This window comes from Streptomyces sp. NPDC005761 (assembly GCF_040630635.1).
In the GTDB taxonomy this organism is placed as follows: domain Bacteria; phylum Actinomycetota; class Actinomycetes; order Streptomycetales; family Streptomycetaceae; genus Streptomyces.
On record NZ_JBEXXX010000002.1, the window covers coordinates 177,900 to 202,543 of the forward strand.

Genomic DNA, 24,644 nt, shown 5'->3' on the forward strand with positions numbered 1-24,644 from the left:
CGTTGACGTGACAGTCATTGCGACCGAAAGCCTGAGTAAGCGGTTCCCCCGGGTGACCGCGCTTGACCGGCTCTCGTTGGACATCGGCCCCGGTGTGACCGGACTGGTGGGCGCCAACGGAGCCGGCAAGTCCACGTTGATCAAGATCCTGCTGGGTCTGTCCCCCGCGACCGAGGGCCGGGCCGCGGTGCTCGGGCTCGACGTCTCGACCAGCGGAGCCGCCATCCGGGAACGGGTCGGCTACATGCCCGAGCACGACTGCCTGCCGCCCGACGTGTCGGCCACCGAATTCGTCGTCCACATGGCGCGGATGTCCGGACTCCCGCCGACCGCGGCCCGCGAACGCACCGCGGACACGCTGCGGCACGTCGGCCTGTACGAGGAGCGCTACCGGCCCATCGGCGGCTATTCGACCGGCATGAAGCAGCGCGTGAAGCTGGCCCAGGCGCTGGTCCACGACCCGCAGCTGGTACTCCTCGACGAGCCGACCAACGGACTGGACCCGGTCGGCCGCGACGAGATGCTCGGCCTGATCCGGCGGATCCACACCGACTTCGGCATCTCGGTCCTCGTCACCTCCCACCTCCTGGGCGAGCTGGAACGCACCTGCGACCACGTCGTCGTCATCGACGGGGGATCACTGCTGCGCTCCAGCTCCACCAGCGACTTCACCCAGACCACCACGACGCTCGCTGTCGAGGTCACCGACAGCGACACCCACCCCGACGGGACCGACGCGCTGCGCAAGGCGCTCACCGGCGCGGGGATCCAGCTGGTCGGACTCGACGGGCTCGACGCGCAAGGGCTGCCCGGGGCCGGCCACATCCTGCTGATCGAGGCGACCGGCGACGAGACGTACGACCTCGTCCGTGACAGCGTCGCCGGCCTCGGGCTCGGCCTCGTGCGGATGGAACAGCGCCGCCACCACATCTCCGAGGTCTTCCGTACCGAAGAGGCACCGGCAGCACATCCCGAGGCGCAAACCGCGTCCGTGGCCGCCGGGACCGTACAGCAGAAGGGGAGCGGTCGCGATGAGCACTGAGACCGGCGCCGCGACCGGGAGCGAGACCTCCCGGATCCACAACATCGGATACCGAGCCTACGACGGCCCGCGGCTGGGCCGTGCCTACGCTCGCCGCTCGCTCTACTCGCAGTCGCTGCGAGGCTCCTTCGGGCTCGGCCGATCGACCAAGTCCAAGGTGCTGCCCATGCTGCTGTTCGGCGTGATGTGCCTGGTCGCGGCGGTCATCGTGGCACTCGCCATCGCCACTCCCAACACGACGCAGCTGCCGATCAAGTACACCAGGTTCGCGATCTACCTGCAGGCGGTCATCGGTCTGTTCATCGCCGCGCAGGCACCGCAGTCGGTCTCCAGGGACCTCCGGTTCAAGAGCATCCCGCTCTACTTCTCCCGGCCGATCGAGCGGAACGACTACGTCCTGGCGAAGTTCGCCGCGATGGTCTCCGCGCTCTTCGTCCTCACCGCGGCACCGCTCGTCATCCTGTACGTGGGCGCGCTGCTGGGGAAGTTCGACTTCGCCGACCAGACCAAGTGGTTCGCCCAGGGGATGGTGTCGGTGGCACTGCTGTCCGTTCTCTTCGCCGGTCTCGGCCTCGTGATGGCGGCGCTCACCCCGCGGCGCGGCTTCGGTGTGGCAGCGGTGATCGCCGTACTGACGATCACGTACGGCGCGGTCAGCACGATCCAGGGCATCGCCTGGGACACGGGGTCCACCGGCGCCGTGCCCTGGCTGGGGCTCTTCTCCCCGATCACGCTCATCGACGGTGTGCAGACCGCGTTCCTCGGTGCGGACTCCGCCTTCCCCGGCGGGGAAGGCCCGGGGGCCGGGGCCGGCGTGGTCTATCTGATCGTTGTTCTCGCGCTCGTCGCCGGCTCGTACGCCGTACTGATGCGCCGCTACCGGAGGGTCGGGCTGTGACCACCATCGAGATCGACCACACCTCCCGCTGGTTCGGCAACGTGGTCGCCGTCAACGACGTGAGCATGACCGTGGGCCCGGGGGTCACCGGTCTGCTCGGCCCCAATGGCGCCGGCAAGTCCACACTGATCAACATGATGGCCGGATTTCTCGCCCCGTCGACGGGCACGGTCACACTTGACGGCCAGGCGATCTGGCGCAACGAGACCGTCTACCGGCAGATCGGGATCGTGCCCGAGCGGGAGGGGATGTACGACTTCCTGACCGGACGCGAGTTCGTCGTGGCCAACGCCGAACTGCACGGCCTGGGGGGCGCCGAGGCGGCAGCCGCACTGGCCACGGTCCAGATGGAGTACGCGCAGGACCGCAAGATCTCCACGTACAGCAAGGGCATGCGCCAGCGCGTGAAGATGGCTTCCGCGCTGGTCCACAACCCCTCGGTGCTGCTGCTCGACGAGCCGTTCAACGGAATGGACCCGCGCCAGCGGATGCAGCTGATGGATCTGCTGCGACGGATGGGGTCGGAGGGACGCACGGTTCTCTTCTCCTCCCACATCCTCGAAGAGGTCGAGCAGCTCGCCTCGCACATTGAGGTGATCGTGGCAGGGCGCCACGCCGCCTCCGGCGACTTCCGCAGGATCCGTCGTCTGATGACGGACCGTCCGCACCGCTATCTCGTACGGTCGAGCGACGACCGTGCCCTGGCGGCGGCCCTCATCGCCGACCCCTCGACGGCCGGCATCGAGGTCGACCTCGGTGAGAACGCGCTGCGCATCCAGGCCGTCGACTTCGGACGCTTCACCACGCTGCTGCCGAAGGTGGCACGCGATCAGGGCATCCGGTTGCTGACCGTCTCGCCGTCCGACGAGTCCCTCGAATCGGTCTTTTCCTATCTCGTAGCGGCCTGAGTAGTGGCCTGAAAGGAGCTGTGACGTCATGTACGACCCCACAGTCGCCCGGCTCACCTACCGGGCCCTGCTCGGCCGGCGCCGGGCCGCCATCCTCTTCGTCCTGCCAGCGCTTCTGATCGTCATCGCGGTGGCGGTAAGGATGTTCGCCGGAGCGGACGACCAGGTGGCCTCGGACGTGCTGGGCGGATTCGCCATCGCCACCATGGTGCCGCTGATCGGTGTGATCGCGGGTACGGGAGCCATCGGGCCCGAGATCGACGACGGCTCGATCGTCTATCTGCTGGCCAAACCGGTGAAGCGGCCGACGATCATCTTCACCAAGCTGATTGTGGCGATCGCGGTGACGATGGTGTTCTCGGCCGTGCCGACCCTGATCGCCGGCCTGGTCCTCAACGGCAACGGCCAGCAGATCGCGGTGGCGTACACGATCGCGGCGCTGGTCGCCTCGGTCGCCTACAGCGCGCTGTTCCTGCTGCTCGGGACGGTCAGCCGGCACGCGGTCGTCCTCGGACTCGTCTACGCGCTTGTCTGGGAGGCCCTCTTCGGCAGTCTCGTGCCCGGTGCGCGCACGCTCAGCGTGCAGCAGTGGTCCCTGGCGCTGGCGGAGAAGATCGGCGGGGGTGGCGCGATCACCTCCGACGTCGGTCTGCCGGTCGCGACGGTGCTGCTGGTGGTCGTCACCGTGGTGGCGACCTGGTACGCCGGTCAGAAGCTACGGACGCTGAAGCTCGCCGGCGAGGAGTGAGGAAGCGCTCGGTCTCGTGCGACGACCCCCGTCCATCGGACGGGGGTCGTCGCATTCAGGACAGTGATATCCGCACACGTGAGTTCATCCGTGCGTTGTTCACGATGCGTGTCGAACAGATGGGGCGCGTCGACGCCCTGGTGTCCGGTGCTGCCCGTAATTGAGTGGCACCGGGCACCGGGGCACGGCACAGTTGTCGGTACGGAACGCCGGGAACGGCACCACCGACCGGGAGAGGAGCGCGGCGATGACCGAGAGTCCGAGTCCGTCGAGCTCCCAGCAGGGCGTGCCCGAGCCGGCACCGGAGTAGTCAGCGACTGCTTCGCCACCGCTCCCGCAGCGCGCCCGGGCGGCCGTCCCGCGCATCGCGCGCGGCCGCCTCCCGGAGGATTGGCCGAGTGGTAAGGCAGCGGCTTGCTAAGCCGTCGTCGGGGCCGTAACCCCGCGCGCGTTCGATCCGCGCATCCTCCGCCTCGAACACCCGGTCCCGCGCGTAGTACGCCCGGGACAGCCGGCACCTGGCCTCCGGAGAGTTGACCCAGCACCGAGGCGGCCGTCTAGAGCAACTGCTCCAGCACCACGGCGATGCCGTCGTTCTCGTTCGAAGCGGTGATCTCCTGGGCGACGGCCTTCAGGTCCTCGTGCGCGTTGGCCATGGCCACACCGTGGCGTGCCCAGGCGAACATCGGGATGTCGTTCGGCATGTCACCGAAGGCGATCGTGTCCGCCGCCTTCACGCCCAGCCGACGCGCGGCCAGCGAGAGACCGGTGGCCTTGCTGAGCCCCAGCGGCAGGATCTCCACCACGCCAGGACCCGCCATGACGACGTCCACCAGATTGCCGACCGCTGCCCGCGCGGCCTTCGCCAGCGCGTCGTCGTCGAGATCGGGGTGCTGTATGTAGACCTTGTTCAGCGGGGCCGACCACATCTCGGCCGGGTCCTCCACGAGGACGGCCGGCAGCGGGCCCTCCTGCACGCGGTAGCCGGGGCCGACCAGCACTTCGCCGTCGAGCCCGTCACGGCTTGCGGCCAGCGCCAGCGGACCGACCTCGGCCTCGACCTTGGAGAGCGCCAGGCCGGCCAGCTGCCGGTCCAGCGTCAGCGAGGTCAACAGCTTGTGCTCGCCGGCGTGATAGACCTGCGCGCCCTGGCCGCAGACCGCAAGTCCGTCGTAGCCCAGGTCGTCCAGGATGTGCCGGGTCCACGGGACGGCACGGCCGGTGACGATGATGTGCGCAGCACCGGCCGCGGTCACCGCGGCCAGTGCCTCGCGCGTGCGCTCGGAGACCGTGTCGTCGTCACGCAGCAGCGTGCCGTCGAGGTCGGTCGCGACGAGCTTGTAGGGAAAGGTCACTTGGCGACCGGCTCCAGCAGCTCACGCCCGCCCAGGTACGGACGGAGCACCTCGGGCACGCGTACCGAACCGTCGGCGAGCTGGTGGTTCTCGAGGATCGCCACGATGGTCCGCGGTACGGCGCACAGCGTGCCGTTCAGCGTGGCCAGCGGCTTCAGGACCTTCTTGCCGTCGCGGTTGTCCCGCATCCGGACGGACAGCCGACGTGCCTGGAAGCTGTCGCAGTTGGACGCGGAGGTCAGCTCGCGGTACTTGCCCTGGGTCGGGATCCACGCCTCGCAGTCGAACTTCCTGGAGGCCGAGGCGCCCAGGTCGCCGGTGGCGACGTCGATCACCTGGAAGGGCAGCCCGAGCGCGGTGAGCCACTGCTTCTCCCAGTCCAGGAGGCGCTGGTGCTCGGCCTCGGCCTCCGCCGGGTCGACGTAGGAGAACATCTCGACCTTGTCGAACTGGTGGACCCGGAAGATGCCACGGGTGTCCTTGCCGTACGTACCCGCCTCGCGGCGGAAGCACGGGGAGAAGCCCGCGTACCGCAGGGGCAGCTTGTCCGCGTCGATGATCTCGTCCATGTGGTACGCGGCGAGCGGTACCTCGGAGGTGCCGACCAGGTAGTAGTCGTCCTTCTCCAGGTGGTACACGTTCGCCGCGGCCTGGCCGAGGAAGCCGGTGCCTTCCATGGCGCGGGGGCGGACCAGCGCGGGGGTGAGCATCGGGATGAAGCCGGCCTCGGTGGCCTGGGCGATCGCCGCGTTGACGAGGGCGAGCTCCAGCAGCGCGCCGACGCCCGTCAGGTAGTAGAAGCGGGACCCGGACACCTTGGCGCCGCGCTCCATGTCGATCGCGCCGAGCGACTCGCCGAGCTCCAGGTGGTCCTTGGGCTCGAAGCCCTCGGCACCGAAGTCGCGGATGGTGCCGTGCGTCTCCAGGACGACGAAGTCCTCCTCGCCGCCGACCGGCACGTCCGTGTGGACGATGTTGCCGAGCTGCAGCAGCAGGCGCTTGGTCTCCTCGTCGGCCTCGTCCTGTGCCGCGTCGGCCGCCTTGACGTCGGTCTTGAGCTGCTCGGCCTTCTTCAGGAGCTCGGCGCGCTCCTCCGGGGAGGCCTTGGGGATGAGCTTGCCGAGCGATTTCTGCTCGGAACGGAGTTCGTCGAACCGAACCCCGGACGACCTGCGCCGTTCGTCGGCGGAGAGCAGGGCGTCGACGAGGGCGACGTCCTCTCCACGGGCGCGCTGGGAGGCGCGAACACGGTCGGGGTCCTCACGAAGCAGGCGAAGGTCAATCACCCCTCCAGGCTACCGGTGCCTGCTTCGCTAGCTCGAACCGATATTGCCAAGCGTGTCACTTTGCCCGAATTGCCGGTATTGGGAATGCTGGAAGCGTAATCCGTGGCGGGTGTGGAGGGGTGGGGCTGGGAAAAGGGTCCTATTCCCCTATATGGGGCAGAAGGGTTTCGCGCCTTGATGCATCGGCCTTGCCCGGCTGGGGAGTTGGTCGCTGCTTGTCCACAGGAATGTGCGGGCGGTCAAAGTTATCCACAGGCTGTGTGGAAGGTCTGTGGACATGGAGGAGATCATTCCGAAAGCCGCATGCCGGCTCATGGATTCACGGTTCAAACCCACTTCACACGCTCGTTCGGGTGGGAATTCCTCGCCCTAAAGAGTTGATCAATGGAATTTAGGTGACAACTGCCGACCCGTGAGCCTGTGGGTCGATCTGAGCGAGGTGGGAAGATTTGTCGACCATGTCGCGTTGCGGTGTCGACTTGTCCCCAGGTCGAGGGCTGCCCCTGTGGATAACTTGTTCGCCGGTGACTATCCGCTGATCGCACCGGCGGTATGGGCGGACGGACGGCGGTCGGCTGCATGCGCGGACGCGCAGCCGCCGACCACATGCGTAGAAGCGCGGCGCCGGTCGGGCGAGCGGGCGGGAGGGTCGCAGAGCGGGCGGTGACAGTCAGGTCCGACCGTCCCGGTTACCGTCCCGGTCCCGGACCAGTCAGGCCCGACCGTCCCGATTGCCGTCCCGGTCCCGGACCAGTCAGGCCCGACCGTCCCGATTCCGGGCCAGCCAGTCAGAGGCCTCCGTGAACTCCGCATCCGACGTGCCCGCTCGCAACGGCCGTACGTCCGCCGGAGTCACGCCGGCCCGCGGATAGGAGCCGAGGAACCGCACCTTCGGGCAGATTCGCTTGAGCCCCATCAGGGCCTCGCCGACCCGGCGGTCGGAGATATGGCCTTCGGCGTCGAGCGCGAAGCAGTAATTGCCGATGCCCGCACCCGTCGGCCGGGACTGGATCAGCATCAGGTTCACCCCGCGCACCGCGAACTCCTGGAGAAGTTCGAGCAGCGCGCCGGGGTGGTCGTCACCGAGCCAGATGACCACGGACGTCTTGTCCGCCCCGGTCGGGGCCGCCGGCCGGGCCGGGCGGCCGACCAGTACGAAACGGGTCTGGGCGTTCTCCGCGTCATGGATCTCGGTCACCAGTGGCTTGAGCCCGTAGGTCGCCGCCGCGAACTCCCCGGCGAAGGCGGCGTCGTACCGCCCCTCCTGTACGAGCCGGGCGCCGTCCGCGTTGGATGCCGCCGACTCCCACACGGCTTCGGGAAGATGAGCGGCCATCCAGTTGCGGACCTGCGGCTGCGCGGCCGGGTGTGCGGTGACCGTCTTGACGTCGGACAGCTCGGTGCCAGGACGCACGAGCAGGGCGAAGGTGATGGAGAGCAGCACTTCGCGGTAGATCATCAGCGGTTCGCCGCTGGTCAGCTGGTCGAGCGTGGTGGTGATCCCGCCCTCGACGGAGTTCTCGATCGGTACGAGCGCCGCGGCGGCCGTGCCGTTGCGCACCGCGTCTAGCGCCGCCGGGACGGAGACCATCGGTACGAGTTCGCGGGTGGCGGCTTCCGGGAGCGTACGGAGGGCGACCTCGGTGAAGGTGCCTTCGGGGCCGAGATAGGCGTAGCGCGTGGCGGACATACCGTCACCCTAATGCGCCGGGGCCGCACGGCGTTCGCGTACCGGCCGGCCCCACCCCACCGTGGACGGCGGCCCCGCAGCGCCGCTGCGGCCCAGGACCATCCGTCCGGATCATGTCGGGCTCGCCGGGTCCGGACGAAAGTTTCTACGACTCCAGGAGCCGCTGCCCCACGTACTCGCCGGGCGCCGCGCCGCCCGGCACCGCGAACAGCCCGCTCGCCTCGTGGCGGAGGAACGGTGACAGCGCGTCGCCCCGGTCGAGTTTGCGCTGCACGGTGACGAAGCCGCGCAGCGGATCCGCCTGCCAGCAGATGAACAGCAGCCCGGCGTCCGGGGAGCCGTCCGAGGAGATGCCGTCGTGGTAGGAGAACGGGCGCCGCAGCATGGCGGCTCCGCCGTTGCGCTCGGGGGAGGAGATGCGGGCGTGAGCGTTGTCGGGGATCAGCAACTTGCCGTCGGGGCCCGCCTTGTCCAGGTCCATCTCGGTGGCCTCGGTACCGCCGCTGAGCGGCGCACCGTCCGTCTTGCGCCGCCCGATGACCCGTTCCTGGTGTTCCACCGGGAGCTTCTCCCAGTCGTCGAGCAGCATCCTGATCCGCCGGACGACCGCGTACGAGCCGCCCGCCATCCAGTCGTACGAGGTGTCGCTACCGCCCGCCGCAACGAAGACGCGCTGATCGAAGTCGCTGTCGGCCGGCTGGGGGTTTCCGGTTCCGTCGATCTGTCCCATGAGATTGCGCGCGGTCATCGGCTTCGCGGTGGCGCCGGGTGTGCGGTTGAAGCCGTCCATCTGCCAGCGCACGGTGGCCGTCGAAGCGGCCTCCTTCTGCAGGGCCCGCAGCGCGTGAAAGGCGACGAGTGCGTCGTCGGCGCCGATCTGCACCCAGAGGTCGCCGTTGGACCGACGGGCGTCGAGGTGATCGGCGGAGAACGGTGGCAGCGGGTCGAGCCCGGGCGGACGGCGACCCGTCAGGCCCGTCCGTTCGAAGAAGGTGGCGCCGAAGCCGAAGGTGACGGTCAGCGAGGACGGCCCGGCGTCCAGCGCGATGCCGGTGTCGTGCCCCGTGCCGTCCGCCGCTCCCCCGGTGGTGGGTTCACCGGCCATCAGCCGCTGGGCCGCGGCCGACCAGCGGCGCATCAGGGCCGCCGCCTCCTTGCGTCCGGCGCCGGGGGCCAGGTCGAAGGCGATGAGGTGGCCGCGCGCCTGAAGCGGAGTGGTGATCCCCGGTTGATGTTTCCCGTGAAACATCACCTCGGTGGAGCCCACCGAGGTCAGCGCGGCCGGCGCCTCGTCCCGGGTCGCGGCGTAGCCGGTGGCGCCGCCGGCCGCGCCGAGGACGAGGCCGGTGGCACCGGCCGCTCCTGCGGTACCGAGCAACCGCCGCCGGGAGATCGCGCCGGTCGAAGGTGCGTCGGCGTCGGCGCCCGGGCGCTTGCTCCGGCTGCCTGGGCTGTTCGACGTGTCTGTGCTGTCTGTCCGGTTTCCGCTCACGGTCCTGCTCAGCCGATCTTCACGTTCTTGTCGACCGTGATCTGGTCGATGTCCGAGGTCCGCACCGTGACCGCGACGTTCCAGTTGCCCGCGATCGGGATCTGGACTCCGGTGGAGGTCCAGTGGCCCTCGGTCAACCGTACGGGGACGGCCGGCAGGGGTCCGATGTCCTTGGACTTCAGGGTGAAGGCGAGCTTCACTTCGGGGACCTCCATGGCCTTCCCGTCGATGTCGTCGATCCAGAGGTGCACCACATTGGCTCCGGTGCGCCCGGGGTCCAGGTCCATGCGGACCGTGCCTCTGCCGTTCTCGCCGCCGGTGTCGAAGGGGAGGGTGAGGGTGACGGGGCCGCTTGCCGCCGGCGCGGCGGCCGGTGCCGACGAGCGCGCCGCCTCCTCCTCGGTACGACCGGGCTCGGTCGAGGTCAGGATGGTGGTCACCGCCAGCAGCGCCACCGCGACCCCCACTTCGGCCAGCACCGAGCGGCGCAGGCCGGACCGGTCGGGGTCGGCGTCACGTATCCGCTTCTTCTCCGCGGTCGCCACGGCGGCCTGCTGCCGCGCGAGCTGGGCGGCGCGTGCGGGATCCTCGGGGGCAGCCGCCTGCGCAGGTTCCGCGTCGGCCGCGTCCTCCTTTGTGTCCGCGCCTTCGGTGCCGGCTTCGACAGGCGCGTCCGGACCTCCGCCCGTCGCCAGGCGGGCGGTCCACCGGCGCGAGATCCCGGCGACGCCGACGAGGACGGCGACGAGCCCCACCTTCACGAGCAACAGCTGCCCGTATCCGGTGCCGGTCAGCGCGGACCAGGAGCCGACCTGACGCCAGGACTGGTAGATCCCGGTCGCGGTGAGGACGAGCACGCTGATGAACGCGATCCGGGAGAAGCGGCGTACCGCGCCGACGGTGATGCCGGGGGTGCGGTACAGCGCGACCAGCAGGGCGGTGAGCCCGCCCAGCCAGGCCGCGACGGCCAGCAGGTGAAGCACGTCGACGGGCATGGCGATACCGGGCTGGATCCCGGTCGACGCGTGTTCGGCGAGGGCCCAGGTCCCGGCGATCCCGGCGGCGATCACCGCACCGCCGATGGCGAGACCGAAGGTGAGGTCCTTCTTCTCGCGTTCGTCCTCGCGCTTCGCGTACGTCCCGAACAGCACCGCGATGAACAGCGCACTGGCTCCGAGCAGCAGCAGCCGCGAGACCAGCGCGGCGCCGGGCTTGGTGTCCAGCACCGCCTTCAGGCCGTCGAGGTCGAAGGCGTCGCCCAGTTCTCCGGAACCGGTGTACGGGCTGCGCAGCAGCAGCATCACGATCGTGGCCGCGGTGAGGGTCATCCAGCCGCGGACGACGAGGCGTTGCAGCGGACGGGCGCCCGCCCCGCGCTGCCAGCAGGCCAGCACGAACGCGGCGCCGCCCGCGAGCACGATGAAACCGGCGTACGCGGCGTAGCGGGCGATGCCGTAGAGCGTGCCGACCAGACCGCCGCCGGCCTCGTCGTCCGGGAGGGCGACAGTGGTCTCGGAGGGTGCGCCGATGGAGAAGGTGAAAGCTCCGGAGACGGGGTGGCTGTCGGCGGAGACGGCCTGCCAGGCGACCGTGTACGTACCGTCGGGCAGCCCGGTGTGCAGAGAGACGCCGTACTTCACGGTGGAGCCGCTGTGCAGATCACGCGGGGCGCCCTCGGTGTCCGCGCGCTTTCCGGCGGGGTCGAGGACGCGGATGGAGCCCTCCCCCATGGCGACCTGCTCGGAGAAGGTGAGCGTGACCTCCTTGGGTGCGGCGGCGACCACCGCCCCGTCCTGCGGGTCGCTTCCGGTGAGCGCTGCGTGCGCCGACGCGGGGCCCGCGACGGCCAGCAGCAGTCCGAACACCACGCCGGCCAGGGCAGCGAGGAACCCGGCCACGGCGAACGGCCGGCGCGCGGCGGATGCGGACGGGGAGCGCCCGAAGGGCGGGGCGGTGGCTGTCATGGTGTGTCAGTCCCTCACTGCTTCTTCGGGTTGTGGGTGGTCTCCTTCACGGGAAGGTCGACCTTGAGGGGGCCGGCCTTCTCGAAGTGCAGTTCCACGGACACCGTCTGGCCCTGCTTGGGCTGCTGCTTGAGCTTCATGAACATGATGTGGTTTCCACCGCGTTCCAGATCCAGCTCACCGCCCGCGGGTACGTCGAAGGACGTCACCATGCGCATGGCCTGGTTCTTCGTCTCGTGGATCGTGACGTCGTCCGAGAGCGGACTGGTGACCGAGGTGAGCCGGTCGGAGGTGCCGCCGTTGTTCCGTACGACGAGGAAGGCCGCGGCCATGTCGTTGACGGGCTGCGGCATGAACGCCCCCATGACCTTCAGCTCCGGTTCGCCGTCCGAGGACGAGCACCCCGCCAGCGTCAGACCCGTGGAAAGGGCCAGGACGCCGGCGAGGGTGGTGCGGCGGTTCACGGCTTCTCCCCCTTGACGATCTTGGGGAGGTCCTTGGTGTAGTCCTCGGGCGTGGTGTCCTCGCTGTAGAGCACGTACCCCTTGTCGGTCTTCGGGGAGAAGGCGATGACCTGGGAGCCGTGCATCGAGACGACCGTGCCGTCCTTCTCCTTCTTCGGTGCGTCGATACCGATACCGATCTGCCGGGCGCCCGCCTGGATGGTCGGGAAGTCACCGGTGAGACCGATGAAGGAGGGGTCCTGGGACTTGAGCCAGGTGCCCAGCGATGCCGGGGTGTCCCGCTCCGGGTCGGTGGTGACGAAGACGACCTGGAGCTTCTCCTGGTCGGCCTTGGGGAGGGACTTCTTGGCGATCGCGATGTTGCTCATGATGAGCGGGCAGACGTCGGGGCAGTTGGTGTAGCCGAAGTAGATGAGTGTCGGCTTGCCCTTGGTCTGCTCGCGCAGGTCGTACTTCTTGCCGTGAGTGTCGGTCAGGACGATATTCGGCTTGGTGAACGGCTGATCGAGCACCGTCGCGGCCTGGGTCTTCGCCTCCACCGAGACGTCGGCGATCGGCTTCTTGCTGTCGTTGTCACTGCCGCCGCAGGCGGACAGGGTGAGCGCGGCCGCGGCGACGAGCGCCGCGGCCAGCACAGACTTCTTAACCATGGAGCTCTGTTTCCTGGTGGGTCGGTGTAACGGGTGGGACCTGGGGGTGATCAGGCGGTACGGCGGCGTCCGGCCAGGACGCCGAAGGCGACTCCCGCTACGCCGATGACGATGCCGACGATGCCGAGCACGCGCGCCGTGGTGTCACTGGAGGAGGACGCAGAGGCCGTGGTCTGCTCGTCCTTGGAGTGGTCGGCCGCGGCGTCCTTGTCGGTGGAGTCCGAGCCGGAGGCGGCGGCGGCGCCGTGTGCGTCGCCGGTGGCGGCGGTCAGCTTGAGGACCGGAGCAGGACTCTCGGGCTCTTCGGCACCGTCCTTCTGCTCCTCGATCCAGCGCACGACCTCCTTGTTGTCGTACGTCTGGATGGCCTTGAACACCAGCTGGTCGGCGTCCTCCGGGAGCTGGCCGACCGAGAGCGGGAACTGCTGGAAACGACCGGGCTCGATCTTGCTGCCGTCCGCGGTCCAGGTGACCTTGGAGACGGCCTCGTTGATCTTCTTGCCGTGCATGTCGAGCGGCTTGGCCAGCTTGCTCTTGGTCACCTTGATGTCCCAGCCGGGCACGGGCTGCGGCATGACGGACGCCAGCGGGTGGTCGGCCGGGAAGTTGACTTCGAGCTTGGTCGTCGAGGCGTTGTCGCGCTCGTTGGGCACCTTGAAGTTGATGACTGCGTAACCGCCCTTGGCGGCCTCGCCCTGCGGCTGGACGCTGACGTGGGCGGAGGCCGTACCGGCGAGGATCAGAACGGTGGACGCGGCGACGCCGCCGGCGAGGGCGATGCGGGAAACGTTCATGGCAGGGATCACTCCACAGATGACGAAGGAAGGGTGCTCCGGCGCGCGGGTGCACGACCGGATCGCGACACCGCTTCCTCACGAGCGGCGTGCGCACGAGGGCCGTACCGGCACCGCGGGGGTGCGTGGCATGGGTCGCGCGGGCATCGCGTGGAGGGCGTCGCGTCAGGCTGCGAGGGTGAATACGCAGGGCGGCCCGCGCCTGATCACCATGTGCTGCAAGGGATCCCCGGTGGCCGGGGCCGGTGCGTCCATGGCAGTGGGGGAGATGCGCGGTCCAGTCGTCGGCCCGCCCGGAAGGCCTGCGCGCAGAGCGGCCACGAGGACGAGCGCGGCGCGCAACGCCCGCAGCCGGGCCCCGGCCGCCACCTGCTGGGCGCCGTGCGCCGACAGCCGGGCGAGGCGGAACAGGGCGACCTCGCCACGCCGCAGCAGCCAGCCGGCAGCCAGGGCGGCCAGCAGGTGACCGAGCACCATGGGAAGGTCCGGCAGCATCCCGGCAAGGCCGGCCGCGTCGGCGGAGGGGGCGGCCACCACGTGCTGATGGGCCTGCCCGGTCACCGATGTCGGGTCGATGCCCGCGGTGGTGACGATGCGGTGGGCGTCCGCGGCGTTCAGCCCGTCGGGCCCGGCACCGCAGACGAGCTTCGCCGCGACCTGGATGAGCGCGTCCTCGCCGGCCGGTACCCGGGGCGATGCGGTGTGCGTACCCACGCCGAAGAGCGTGTGCAGGACGAGCTGGCCGCCGGTGAGGGCGGCGGCGATGGACGGCAGTGAGCGTTCGCGTCCGGCGAGGGGGGCCGTCACCGCGAGGATCCCCAGGAATCCCGCGAGCAGGGTCCACCAGGGGACGGTCGCGCAGGCGGCGAGCGCGTGCCCGGCTGCGGACAACGCGACACAGACCGCGGCGAACACCGCGGCCCTCAGCAGCCGCATACCGGCTCCGGCGCGTCCCACAGACGTAGTCATGGCCGGGACATCATCCCACTGCACCCCTTGCCCTCGTACGGCAGGTCCGGAAGGTCGTCTTCCGCCCGAATGAGTGGGACCCGGGTCGTTCGGACCGGTTACTGACGGGGCAGAACGGTTCTGTGGGCCGGGGATGCACAGGTGTGGCGAGCGCGGGTATCCGCCGAATGAGCGGTCTCACACCCCGCCCGTGCTTACAACCGGCCTCGAGCGGCAATACGTATCGGTATGTCGAGCCGCAGCCAGGAGGCTGGAGCATGAGCATCTGGTGGTCACTCCATTTGCGGCGCGAAGCTGCGAGCGTTCCGCTCGCCCGTCGGTTCCTGCTCGGCACGATGGAATCAGCGGGCGTGGACCCGGACATTTCCTTCGATCTGTCGCTCGCCCTGAGTGAAGCCTGTGCCAACGCGGTGGAACACGGCGGGGCCCACAAGGACCAGGGCGAGGTTGCGGAGAACTGGGAGTCCTGGGAGGAGCCGTCCGGTGCTGCCTGCGGGCAGTACCGGGTCACCGCGTATCTGGACGGCGAGAAATGCCGTATCGAAGTAGCCGATTCCGGACCGGGGTTCCCCGCGAGGCGCGCACTTCGCACCGCCGCACAGCAGCACGAGACAGAGCAGCCCTACGAATCGAAGCAGCAGTACCCACCTCAGTACGCCGAGTACCCGCCGCTCACCGCCGAGGACGGGCGAGGGCTCTGCCTCATCGAGGAGCTCGCCGATCACGTCCACTTCGGCAACCGGCCGGGGCGCGGTGGCGCGGTGGTGAGTTTCGACAAGGTCCTGAAATGGCGGGAGGGCGCCCTGCTCATGGTGTCCTGAGCAGGGCGCCCTTCACGCCGTCCGTCCGACGGGCAGGACGGTCAGCCCTTGAGCCGGGCCATCCACGCCTCGACCTCGTCGGCCTGCCGCGGCAGCTTGTCCGAGAGGTTCCGGTTTCCGTCCTCGGTGACGAGGATGTCGTCCTCGATCCGGACGCCGATGCCGCGGTACTCCTCGGGAACGGTCAGGTCGTCCGCCTGGAAGTAGAGGCCGGGCTCCACGGTGAGGCACACGCCGGGCTCCAGCGTGCCGTTGACGTACGACTCGGTCCGCGCCGCCGCGCAGTCGTGGACGTCCATGCCGAGCATGTGACCGGTGCCGTGCAGTGTCCAGCGGCGCTGCAGTCCCAGCTCCAGGACCTCGTCCACGGTCCGGTCGCCGAGCAGGCCCCACTCGACGAGCTTCTCGGTGAGGACGCGCTGTGCGGCGTCGTGGAAGTCGCGGAACCCGGCGCCGGGCTTCACCGCGGCGATGCCGGCCTCCTGCGCCTCGTACACCGCGTCGTAGATCTTGCGCTGCAGCGGCGTGAACGTGCCGTTGATGGGAAGCGTGCGGGTCACATCGGCGGTGTAGAGGTCGTTGGTCTCCACACCCGCGTCGAGCAGCAGCAGTTCGCCGGAGCGCACCGCGCCGTCGTTGCGTACCCAGTGCAGGGTGGTGGCGTGCGGGCCGGCGGCGCAGATCGAGCCGTAGCCGATGTCATTGCCCTCGATGCGGGCACGAAGGAAGAACGTTCCCTCGATGTAGCGCTCGCTCGTCGCCTCGGCCTTGTCGAGGACCTTCACGACGTCCTCGAAGCCGCGGGCGGTGATGTCGCAGGCCTTCGCCAGCTCCGCGATCTCGAAGGCGTCCTTGACCAGACGTGCCTCGGAGAGGAAGACGCGCAGTTCCTCGTCGCGCTCCGCGGTGACCTTGTCGGTGAGCGCGGCCTCGATGCCGGCGTCGTGACCGCGGACGTTTCGGACCGGGCCGGTGGCCTCGGTCAGGGCGGCGGGCAGCTCGCGGACGTCCTTCGCCGGGATGCCGAGCAGCTTCTCGGCCTCCGTCAGGGAGTGCCGGCGGCCGACCCACAGCTCGCCCTGGCCGTCGAGCCAGAACTCGCCGTTCTCCCGGTCGGAGCGCGGCAGCAGGTAGACGGTCGCCTCGTGGCCCTCGTCCTTCGGCTCCAGGACGAGGACGCCGTCCTGGGTCTGGTCGCCGGTGAGGTACGCGTACTCGGTGGAGGCGCGGAAGGCGTACTCGGTGTCATTGGACCGGGTCTTCAGCCGGCCGGCCGGGATGACCAGCCGTTCGCCGGGGAAGCGCGCCGACAGTGCGGCGCGGCGGTCGGCGGTGTGCCGGGCCTGGGCGATCGGCTCGAGGCCGTGCAGCTCGGTGTCGGCCCATCCGGACTTCATGCTCGCGGCGAGCTCATCGGAGACGCCCGGGTACAGGCCGTTCTTCCGCTGCTTGACCGGCTCGGTCTCTTCGGTCTCCGGGTTCTCCGGGGTGAGCTCCTCAGACACGACTTGTCTCTCCTTGATACGACACTGGACCCCCTCCATCGTACGGGCGTACGGAAGGGGGCCCAGGGCCGGAAGACCTCTTACCGGAGACCTCTTGTACGAGGCCTTGGCATAGGGGGCCGCTACGGCTCACGGCCCGCCGCTGCCGACGGATGCGGGCGGATTCAGTCGAAGCGGGCCGCCAGCAGGACCACGTCCTCGGTGCCGTCGCCCCGGTCGATTCCGTCGGGAAGCACGGTGCGCACCACGTGGTCGGCGACCGATCCGGCATCGTGGCGCAGCGCTTTCGGGACGCTCGCCGCGGCGGAGTGGAGCCGTGCGAACGCCCGGTCCATCGAGTCACCGGCGCGCCGCAGCAGACCGTCGGTGTACAGCAGAACCGTCTCGCCGGGCGCCGGGGTGATCTCCACGCTCGGCGCCTCCCAGCACGCAAGCATGCCCAGGGGGGCGGAAAGGGTGGTCTCGACGAACTCGGTACGCCGGTCGCCCACGATCAGCGGCGGGGTGTGCCCGGCACCGGCCAGCAGGATCTTGTGGCGGGAGGGCTCGCAGTAGGCGAAGAGCGCGGTCGCGGAGCGGGCCGGCTCGGTCAGCCGCATCAGAAGTTCGAGATCGGAGAGCACGGCGACAGGGTCCTCGCCCTCCATGACCGCGTACGCCCGCAGGCCTGCGCGCAGCCGGCCCATGGCGGCCAGGGCGCTGGGTCCGGAACCGCCGACCGAGCCCACGGAGAGGCCGAGCGCCCCCTCCGGCAGTGCCAGTGCGTCGTACCAGTCGCTGCCGCTCTGCGGTGCGACGTGATGGCGCACGGCCAGCTGTACGCCGGGGACGCGGGGAAGCCGGCTGGGCAGGAGCTCCTCGGCGATGGTGGCGACGTCGGTCCTGGCCCGCTCCAGTTCCAGGAGCCGGGCCAGGTGCTCGGCGGCGTACCCGGCGTACAGCCCGATGAGATGGCGCTGGCGCTCCAACGGTTCGGCGGGCTCGTCGTAGAGCCAGACGGCGGCGGCGAGCCGTCCGGTCCGCTCGGTGGTGATCGGCAGCGCGTAGCTGGCGGCGTAGCCGAGGCGGGCGGCGACCTCACGCCTGCGGGGGTCCAGGCTCGTGTCGCCGAGCAGATCGGGGGTGGCCAGCGGGCCGTCGGCGTTCGGCAGACCTTCCAGGATGCGGCCGTAGGAGGTGGCGCTCCGCGGCACCGTCTCGATCTGGCCGAGCTCCGCATGAGCAAGCCCGAGGCCGATGGTGCTGACGGGCCCACGGTGATCGGACGGTTCGAACGCGATCAGTCCGCGGCGGGCTCCGACGAGTGCCGCTCCGGCGTCGAGCAGCTCGTGCAGGGCGTCGTCGAGGGTGCTGGTTCTGGCCAGCCGTTCGGTGAGCTCGTGCAGCGTGGTGAGGTCGGAGACCCAGCCGGCCAGACGGTCCTGGATGAAGGCGCCGGGCGCGGCCGGAACCTCGGAGAGTGGCCCGGCAGTGTGCGCCGAAACCGGAACTGTGGGATCGATTCCAGCCACTTTCGGCAGGTGTGGGGCGCTCATGTTCGCCGGCTTTCCGACTGGTTTGTTTCGTCGAATAGCATCGCAAACCCCCATGTCATTCTGCGCCGCTATCAGTGCATCCACATGTACACGCACAAGTAAGGCGATGTCCAGCATTGTCCCCACGGGATTTGTGGTGTCCGTGGGGCGAGTAACTTGGCCAAAAAATGCACCCTGCGGCGGTCAATTGCGGTCGACTGGGTGTGCTCGACCGGGGGTTGACCCCGGGTGAAGTGCCAGGGGGAGCGTCATTCCGGGCATGCTGGGTACGTAGATTCGGTAGATGTCCAGAGGCGGTTCCGCCTGCCTCCGGAACCTGGCAGCGGGCCCGGACGTCCTCACCTGTGACGGCCACGCCCCACCCCCGACCGGCGGGGTCGTACGACGGACGGCAGGCGCGGTAAGCGCCCTGCACCTCGCCACATTCTCGACCGGAACCGGCTCGATTCGGCTCAGCACAGCTCAGGCTCGGTACCGACGATCAACCCGTACCGCAGGCTCGACGAGCATGTACACACAGTGAAGATCCGCACACGTGTTGTGACGCGCGCGTGGTGTGATGTGGACCCTCGGCGTTCAACGGAAAGGAACGAGCGCTCATGCGCGAGATCCTCGGAAGGCGACGCAGGCTCCGGTTCGGACGCAGGGGCGGGACCGCCCGGCTCGACGCGGCCCTGACCTGTGCCACCGCATGGCAATGGCCCGTGCTCCCGGGGGTGGGCCTCCAGGCGGCCGGCAGCCGTGGTGAGCGTGGCCGTGGCTGCGCGTGTCCCGACCCCGAGTGCGCCGTGCCCGGCGCGCACCCCTTCGATCCCGGACTGCTCGCCGCCACCACTGACGCCCGGATGGTGCGCTGGTGGTGGACGAACCGGCCCACCGCGCCGGTCCTCCTGGCCACGGGCGGGCAAGCGCCGTGCGCACTCAGCCTCCCGGCGGTGGCCGGTGCCCGTGCGCTGGCCGGGCTCGACCGGATGGGCATGCGGCTGGGCCCCGTGGTGGCGACCCCGACCCGGTGGTCGCTCCTGGTCGCCCCTTACACCCTCGAACGGCTCGGGGAGCTGCTGCACGCCCAGGACTGGGTGCCCAGTTCGCTGCGGTTCCACGGCGAGGGCGGCTATCTCGTCCTTCCGCCGTCCGAGATCGGCACGGGGCAGGTGCGCTGGGAGCGGGCACCGGAGCGGACTTCCCGGCCGGACACCGGTGGCGGAGCTCCGGTCCGGGCGGTGGCGTCTCCTTGGCTGCCGGATGTGGGGGCGGTTCTGGACGCGCTGGTAGAGGCGAGCAGCAGTGCTCCGGACGGTGGGAGCCGGCTCTCGTACTGACCGGCGCGCGTACCGATCGGCGGGCTGCCGGCTCTCTCAGGGGCCGGTGGGCTGCCGGACCTCGTGCCGATCAGCGGACTGCCGGGCCGTAACGGTGTGTCCGGTCGGCAGTGGTGTTCACCGTGCCGGTTCCGTTCTTGATCCGCAGCTGTTCTTCTCGGTCCGTCTTCATTACCGAGTGCTGTCGGATCTCTGGCGTATCACTTCCGGGCGAGGTGATCGGTGGGGGGCGTTTCGGTCATTCCGTGGGAGTCGATTCGGTCATGCAAAGTCTGCCGATGCAAAGTCCGTCGGTGGCCGATTTTCTGACGCGCTTTCCGGAAACCGTTCGAACCGCCTTCGAAGATCTCTTCGGGGCTGTTTCGCGGCCTATTCGGAATGGCGGCCGTCCTGCCACTTCTGTCCGATACCGAGCGGTCGGGCGAACCTGCGCAGCGGTTGTCGACGAAGAGTCCAATTGGGCGCCCCTGGGGGTGGGTTGACGCCGGGCCACGCTGATGTCGCCTCAAGACCGTCAGGGGGAGGTCGTGGCGAGGCGTGGGGCGGAGGATCGGCCGAGGAGTGTGACCGGGGCCTGTGCAGGTCCTGTGCGCGGTTCGTGCGCCGCAGGGTGCGCCGCCGTGCGCTGTGCCCGGACATGAGGATGCCCGATCGCTGGCGACGGGGGATGCACCAGCGACCGGGCTTCTAGAACGGTAACAAGAGATCTGCCGTTCGCAAATTCGATCTCGCGTATTCGGACAGCGATTTACCTGTGAGTACGGTGAGTTGTGACGGGCGTCACCGTACGGCCCGGGCGATGGTCACTGTCAGCTGAGGGTCACTTGGCGGTTGGTGAGCCCGCCACGGGCCCGACGCTCCTCGGTGGTGAGCGGCGCGTCCGACGCGAGCGCCGTAGCGAGCCGCTCCGCGAACGCGACGGCGGGCTTCTCGCACTCCTCGGCGCCCATCGAGCTCGGCAGGTCCCAGACCGGGACCACCAGGCCGTGCGCGCGGAAGGAGCCGACCAGCCGGGTCCCCTCGCCGAGCGACGAGGCGCCGGCGGCGTGCAGCCGGGCGAGCGCGTCGAGGAGCCGCTCCTCGGAGTGCGGCATGACCCACCGCAGGTGGTTCTTCTCCGGCGTCTCGCACCAGTAGGCGGCGTCAACCCCGGAGAGCAGGACGGTCGGGAGCGCCGCGTCGTTGGCGCGCTCCAGGGACGCGGAGACCTCGGCCGTCGCGTTCTCCGCGTCCGGCACCCAGAACTCGAAGCCCGGGTGCACGACGGGTGCGAACGGGGCGTCGGCGTCCAGGAGGTCCTGGAGCCGAGGTCCTTCGGCCGGTACGCGCCGGGCGGCGACGGGTGAGCCGGGCTCGGCCTCGAGCGCCCGCTGGAGGGTGTCGGCGAGGTCGCGGCTGAGGTCGCCGGTCGAGGTGTCGTTCTGCAGGGCGAGCAGGACCGAGCCGTCGTCGCGACGCAGTGCGGGCCACGCCATCGGCAGGACGGTCGCGAGCGTCACCGACGGCACGCCCTCGGGCAGTCCGCCCTTCAGCGTCAGCTCGACCGTGGCGGCCGGCACCAGCTCGCGCAGCGCGACCCAGTCGCATTCGCCGGCCAGCCCCTCGAAGGGGCGCTGGACGAGTTCGGCCACGGCCTGGGCAGCGGCGCGGCCGTGACAGGCCTTGTAACGGCGGCCCGAACCGCACGGGCAGGGCTCACGAGCCCCGACCACCGGGATCTCGCCGTCCGTGAGCTGCTGCTTCCCGGCCTTGGTCTGAGGGCGCTTCTTCGCCATGGTGGGCTTTCTCCCGATTGGACAGTGCGGTCTGGGCCGCGAGCCTAGCCGTCCGTGCGCGGTACGGGGGCACAGCCGGCCCGGCAGGCAGCTTCCCAGGAGCAGCTCTTCCGGCACCGCCGTGGAGGTGAGGCGCCCGGGTTCAGCCCATGTCGTCGAACGCGCCGGCGAAGTCCAGCCCGTCGAGACCCGCCGCACCGGTCACTCCCGAGACGCCGCCGGGCAGTCCTGTCACACCCGGGGTCCGGCCGTTGCCCCGTACGGCAGGCCCTTCTCCGGAAGGGCCGTGCCCCTCGTTGACCAGGACCCAGACCGTGACTTCGCCGGACGAGTCGTCACGTACTCCCCACTCCTCGGCGAGGGCGCTGATGATGTTGAGCCCCCGGCCGCCACGAGCGGTCACCGACGGAGTGGCCGGAACCGGCCGGGTCGGGCCGCCTCCATCCGTCACTTCGACGGTCAGCCCGCCCGTTCTGTCGACGCGCCATGCGGCGCGCACGTCGCCGTCTCCCACATCGGTGTGCCGGCCCAGCGGCCTGCCGTGCCGGCACGCATTGCTGAGCAGTTCGGAAAGGATCAATACAGCATCGTCGACGACCGAATCCGACACCCCGTGGCTGCGCAACTGCTCACGCATCCGGTGCCGTGCCTGGCCCACGCCCGCAGGGCCATGGGGTACGGCCATGCTCGACGACGTGGGCACTTCCTGTGCCACCACCAACGCCACCCCCGAGACCTCCTTTGCCCCACGCCACGGAGTGGATGCCCCCCTGGGCGGGACCGGAAACCGGCCAATGGCCTGTGAGTGACGCACTCGTAACGATCGGATACGCCACGAATGCGCCGGTGTACTCCCTGTTACTACCGGCGAGGGGTGTGCCGCTCCCGTCGGGGGAAAGACGCTAACCGCGCCCCAGCTGTGCCAGAACCTGTTTGGGCCGGTTCGTGATGATCGCCTCGACCCCGAGCCGGATACAGAGCTCGACGTCCTCCGGTTCGTTGACCGTCCAGACGTGCGCCTGATGACCGGCGCGGTGCAGGCGGTCGATGTACCCGGGGTGGCTGCGTACGATCCGCATCCCCGGCCCGGCGATCCTGGCACCGGCAGGCAGTCGTCCGTCACGCAGCCGCGGCGAGACGAACTGCATCAGGTAGACGGTGGGCAGCTCCGGCGCGGCGTCCTGGATGCGGTGCAGCGAGCGGGCCGAGAAGCTCATGATGCGGACCGGCGAGGGGGCGTCGGGCGGCGGCACGTCGAGCTCGAAGCGCTTCAGCAGGTGCAGCAGCCGCTCCTCGACCTGGCCCGCCCATCGCGTCGGGTGCTTGGTCTCGATGGCCAGCTGCAGCGGGCGGCCGGCAGCTCTCGTCTCGACGAGGAGCTCGAGGAGCCGTTCCAGGGTGAGTACGGAGGCGAGCTCGCCCGGCACCGGGTCCCAGTCCGGGGACTCCGCCTCCTCGCGGTCCTTCCACGAGCCGAAGTCGAGGGCCGCCAGTTCGTTGAGCTCCAGGGTGGATACCGCGCCGCGGCCGTTGGAGGTGCGGTTCACCCGGCGGTCGTGTACGCATACGAGATGGCCGTCGGCCGTGAGTCGTACGTCGCACTCCAGTGCGTCGGCGCCGTCCTCGATCGCCTTACGGTATGCGGCCAGGGTGTGCTCGGGTGCGTCGTCGGACGCGCCCCGGTGCGCGATGACCTGGATGGGATGCTGGCTGGGGCGCTGCTGCCGTGCTTGGGTCACCCGCGCCATGGTGTCACCGGGAGGCCGCGGACGCGCACACCTTGTGACGTGCGACCGTTTTGTCCGGTGTAAGGGGCCGTGCACAGATGCACAGGTCCTGCTTACAGTGGCCTGACGTGCCGTGGGAAAAGCTGACTCCAGACACGTACACAGCGGATCTCTTGCCGAATCATGATGTGGAACCGAGGAGTAAAAAGCTGTGAGCACAGAGAACGAGGGCAACGAGGGCAACGCGGCCGAGGCCGCCCCGTCCGTCCCGTCCGCACCTCCAGTGCCGGCCGACGCTCCCCAGGGACATCCCGGGAGCGCGCCCGCCGCCCCGCCGCACCCGGACGCGCCGACCACACAGCAGCCGGTCCCCCCTGCCCAGGACCAGGCGACCACGCCCATGGCCCCGGTCCCGCCGACAGCGCCGCAGTACGCGCCCCCGCCCGCACCGCAGTCCGCAGCCGACGCCGGCTGGCCCCCGCCCCCGCCGGCGGTTCCGTCGTACGCCCATGGGGCGCAGGGCGGCGGCCCCGTGTGGGGTCGGCCCGACCCGCTGCAGACGCCGGATGCGCCGCGCAAGCGGGGTGCGGGTGGCCTGGTGGCCGCGGTGGTCGTGGCGGCACTCGTCGCGGGCGGAGTCGGCGGAGCCCTCGGCTTCTGGGCCGCCGACAGCAACAACGACTCCGGCTCCTCCGGTTCGACCACGGTCGCCGCGTCGGGCACCCCCCAGGACCTCAAGCGTGACCCGGGCACGGTCGCCGGTGTCGCGGCCAAGGCGCTCCCCAGCGTGGTCACGATCGACGCGCAGGGCGGTGACGGCGAGGGCGGCACCGGCACCGGCTTCGTGTACGACAAGGAAGGCCACATCCTCACGAACAACCATGTGGTCGCCTCCGCGGCGGACAGCGGCCAGCTCACCGCTACGTTCTCCAACGGCAAGAAGTACGACGCCGAGGTGGTCGGCCGGGCCCAGGGCTACGACGTGGCCGTCCTGAAGCTCAAGAACCCGCCGCAGGGACTCACCCCGCTGCCGCTGGGCAACTCCGACCAGGTGGCGGTCGGCGATTCGACGATCGCGATCGGCGCCCCGTTCGGTCTGTCCAACACGGTCACCACGGGCATCATCAGCGCGAAGAACCGCCCGGTCGCCTCCGGCGACGGCTCCGGCGGCAGCAACTCGTACATGAGCGCGCTGCAGACCGACGCCTCGATCAACCCGGGCAACTCCGGTGGCCCGCTGCTGAGCGCCGGTGGCGCGGTCATCGGCATCAACTCGGCGATCCAGTCGACCGGAAGCTCCGGACAGTCGCAGGCCGGCTCCATCGGTCTCGGCTTCGCGATCCCCATCAACCAGGCGAAGAACGTCGCTCAGCAGCTGATCAAGACCGGCCAGCCGGTCTACCCGGTCATCGGCGCCACGGTGACGATGGACGAGAAGACCGGCGGCGCGGTCATCTCGGAGCAGGGCGCGGGCGGCACGGAAGCGGTCTCGAAGGACGGCCCCGCGGCCAGGGCCGGTCTCCGGGCGGGCGACGTCATCACGAAGTTCAACGACACCGTCGTCGACAGCGGCCCGACCCTGATCGGCGAGATCTGGACCCACAAGCCGGGCGACAAGGTCACCCTCACCTACAAGCGCGACGGGAAGACCTCCACGGCGGAAGTCACCCTGGGCGAGCGCAAGGGCGACAGCTGACCG

Annotated in this window: 21 protein-coding genes and 1 tRNA gene; 8 read left to right on the plus strand and 14 right to left on the minus strand. The window is 69.9% G+C overall.

Annotated elements, in window-relative coordinates; all coding sequences use genetic code 11:
• Positions 1-7: 7 nt before the first annotated feature.
• From ABZ434_RS02935 to ABZ434_RS02955, 5 genes are all read left to right on the plus strand, one after another.
• Positions 8-1,042, plus strand: coding sequence for an ABC transporter ATP-binding protein (locus ABZ434_RS02935; protein WP_359131646.1), 1,035 nt, complete (start codon positions 8-10; stop codon positions 1,040-1,042).
• On the plus strand, positions 1,032-1,940 hold the full coding sequence (locus ABZ434_RS02940; RefSeq protein ID WP_359131647.1) for an ABC transporter permease subunit: 909 nt from the start codon (positions 1,032-1,034) through the stop codon (positions 1,938-1,940). Before ABZ434_RS02935 ends, ABZ434_RS02940 begins: the two co-directional genes overlap by 11 nt.
• Entirely contained in the window at positions 1,937-2,848 is a 912-nt protein-coding gene (locus ABZ434_RS02945) for an ABC transporter ATP-binding protein (protein ID WP_359131648.1), read from the plus strand. The genes ABZ434_RS02940 and ABZ434_RS02945 overlap by 4 nt, the downstream gene beginning before the upstream one ends.
• Before the next feature lie 28 nt (positions 2,849-2,876).
• Positions 2,877-3,596 (plus strand): ABC transporter permease, encoded by a 720-nt coding sequence (locus tag ABZ434_RS02950; RefSeq protein ID WP_359131650.1) that lies wholly within the window; start codon positions 2,877-2,879, stop codon positions 3,594-3,596.
• 384 nt (positions 3,597-3,980) lie between these two features.
• Positions 3,981-4,067, plus strand: a tRNA-Ser gene (locus tag ABZ434_RS02955).
• An 86-nt stretch (positions 4,068-4,153) separates the two neighbouring features.
• On the opposite strand, the gene ABZ434_RS02960 is transcribed toward ABZ434_RS02955, so the two are convergent.
• The 9 genes from ABZ434_RS02960 to ABZ434_RS03000 all read right to left on the minus strand — a co-directional run bounded on the left by ABZ434_RS02960 (position 4,154) and on the right by ABZ434_RS03000 (position 14,260).
• Positions 4,154-4,951, minus strand: a complete 798-nt coding sequence (locus ABZ434_RS02960; protein ID WP_359131651.1) for an HAD family hydrolase — start codon at positions 4,949-4,951, stop codon at positions 4,154-4,156.
• Complete coding sequence (gene serS / locus ABZ434_RS02965; RefSeq protein WP_359131652.1) at positions 4,948-6,237, minus strand: serine--tRNA ligase; 1,290 nt, start codon at positions 6,235-6,237, stop codon at positions 4,948-4,950. Before serS ends, ABZ434_RS02960 begins: the two co-directional genes overlap by 4 nt.
• A gap of 754 nt (positions 6,238-6,991) precedes the next feature.
• Positions 6,992-7,927 carry a prephenate dehydratase gene (gene pheA / locus ABZ434_RS02970; RefSeq protein WP_359131653.1) on the minus strand — a complete coding sequence of 312 codons (936 nt, stop codon included), beginning with the start codon at positions 7,925-7,927 and terminating at the stop codon, positions 6,992-6,994.
• A gap of 145 nt (positions 7,928-8,072) precedes the next feature.
• Positions 8,073-9,320, minus strand: coding sequence for an iron uptake transporter deferrochelatase/peroxidase subunit (efeB, locus tag ABZ434_RS02975; RefSeq protein WP_359131874.1), 1,248 nt, complete (start codon positions 9,318-9,320; stop codon positions 8,073-8,075).
• 107 nt (positions 9,321-9,427) lie between these two features.
• Positions 9,428-11,383 (minus strand): copper resistance protein CopC, encoded by a 1,956-nt coding sequence (locus ABZ434_RS02980; RefSeq protein WP_359131655.1) that lies wholly within the window; start codon positions 11,381-11,383, stop codon positions 9,428-9,430.
• Positions 11,384-11,397: 14 nt separating this feature from the next.
• Positions 11,398-11,847, minus strand: a complete 450-nt coding sequence (locus ABZ434_RS02985) for a copper chaperone PCu(A)C (RefSeq protein ID WP_359131656.1) — start codon at positions 11,845-11,847, stop codon at positions 11,398-11,400.
• Positions 11,844-12,497 (minus strand): SCO family protein, encoded by a 654-nt coding sequence (locus ABZ434_RS02990; RefSeq protein WP_359131658.1) that lies wholly within the window; start codon positions 12,495-12,497, stop codon positions 11,844-11,846. Before ABZ434_RS02990 ends, ABZ434_RS02985 begins: the two co-directional genes overlap by 4 nt.
• Before the next feature lie 50 nt (positions 12,498-12,547).
• Entirely contained in the window at positions 12,548-13,291 is a 744-nt protein-coding gene (locus ABZ434_RS02995) for a YcnI family protein (RefSeq protein ID WP_359131659.1), read from the minus strand.
• Between the two features lie 165 nt (positions 13,292-13,456).
• Positions 13,457-14,260, minus strand: coding sequence for a hypothetical protein (locus tag ABZ434_RS03000; RefSeq protein ID WP_359131661.1), 804 nt, complete (start codon positions 14,258-14,260; stop codon positions 13,457-13,459).
• A gap of 257 nt (positions 14,261-14,517) precedes the next feature.
• Here ABZ434_RS03000 and ABZ434_RS03005 point away from each other — a divergent pair, with 257 nt between their 5' ends.
• Positions 14,518-15,081, plus strand: a complete 564-nt coding sequence (locus tag ABZ434_RS03005) for an ATP-binding protein (RefSeq protein WP_359131662.1) — start codon at positions 14,518-14,520, stop codon at positions 15,079-15,081.
• 41 nt (positions 15,082-15,122) lie between these two features.
• On the opposite strand, the gene ABZ434_RS03010 is transcribed toward ABZ434_RS03005, so the two are convergent.
• Positions 15,123-16,586: an aminopeptidase P family protein gene (locus ABZ434_RS03010; RefSeq protein ID WP_359131663.1), complete on the minus strand. Its 1,464-nt coding sequence runs from the start codon at positions 16,584-16,586 to the stop codon at positions 15,123-15,125.
• Positions 16,587-16,750: 164 nt separating this feature from the next.
• Complete coding sequence (locus ABZ434_RS03015; RefSeq protein WP_359131664.1) at positions 16,751-18,121, minus strand: PP2C family protein-serine/threonine phosphatase; 1,371 nt, start codon at positions 18,119-18,121, stop codon at positions 16,751-16,753.
• A gap of 599 nt (positions 18,122-18,720) precedes the next feature.
• On the opposite strand from ABZ434_RS03015, the gene ABZ434_RS03020 reads away from it, so the two are divergent.
• Positions 18,721-19,443 (plus strand): bifunctional DNA primase/polymerase, encoded by a 723-nt coding sequence (locus tag ABZ434_RS03020; RefSeq protein WP_359131665.1) that lies wholly within the window; start codon positions 18,721-18,723, stop codon positions 19,441-19,443.
• A gap of 809 nt (positions 19,444-20,252) precedes the next feature.
• Here ABZ434_RS03020 and ABZ434_RS03025 read toward each other — a convergent pair.
• From ABZ434_RS03025 to ABZ434_RS03035, 3 genes are all read right to left on the minus strand, one after another.
• Positions 20,253-21,218, minus strand: a complete 966-nt coding sequence (locus ABZ434_RS03025) for a DUF5926 family protein (protein WP_359131667.1) — start codon at positions 21,216-21,218, stop codon at positions 20,253-20,255.
• 142 nt (positions 21,219-21,360) lie between these two features.
• Positions 21,361-21,945 carry an ATP-binding protein gene (locus tag ABZ434_RS03030; RefSeq protein ID WP_359131669.1) on the minus strand — a complete coding sequence of 195 codons (585 nt, stop codon included), beginning with the start codon at positions 21,943-21,945 and terminating at the stop codon, positions 21,361-21,363.
• A 175-nt stretch (positions 21,946-22,120) separates the two neighbouring features.
• Positions 22,121-22,966, minus strand: coding sequence for a glycerophosphodiester phosphodiesterase (locus ABZ434_RS03035; RefSeq protein ID WP_359131671.1), 846 nt, complete (start codon positions 22,964-22,966; stop codon positions 22,121-22,123).
• A gap of 190 nt (positions 22,967-23,156) precedes the next feature.
• On the opposite strand from ABZ434_RS03035, the gene ABZ434_RS03040 reads away from it, so the two are divergent.
• Positions 23,157-24,641 carry a trypsin-like peptidase domain-containing protein gene (locus tag ABZ434_RS03040; protein WP_359131672.1) on the plus strand — a complete coding sequence of 495 codons (1,485 nt, stop codon included), beginning with the start codon at positions 23,157-23,159 and terminating at the stop codon, positions 24,639-24,641.
• Positions 24,642-24,644 lie beyond the last annotated feature (3 nt).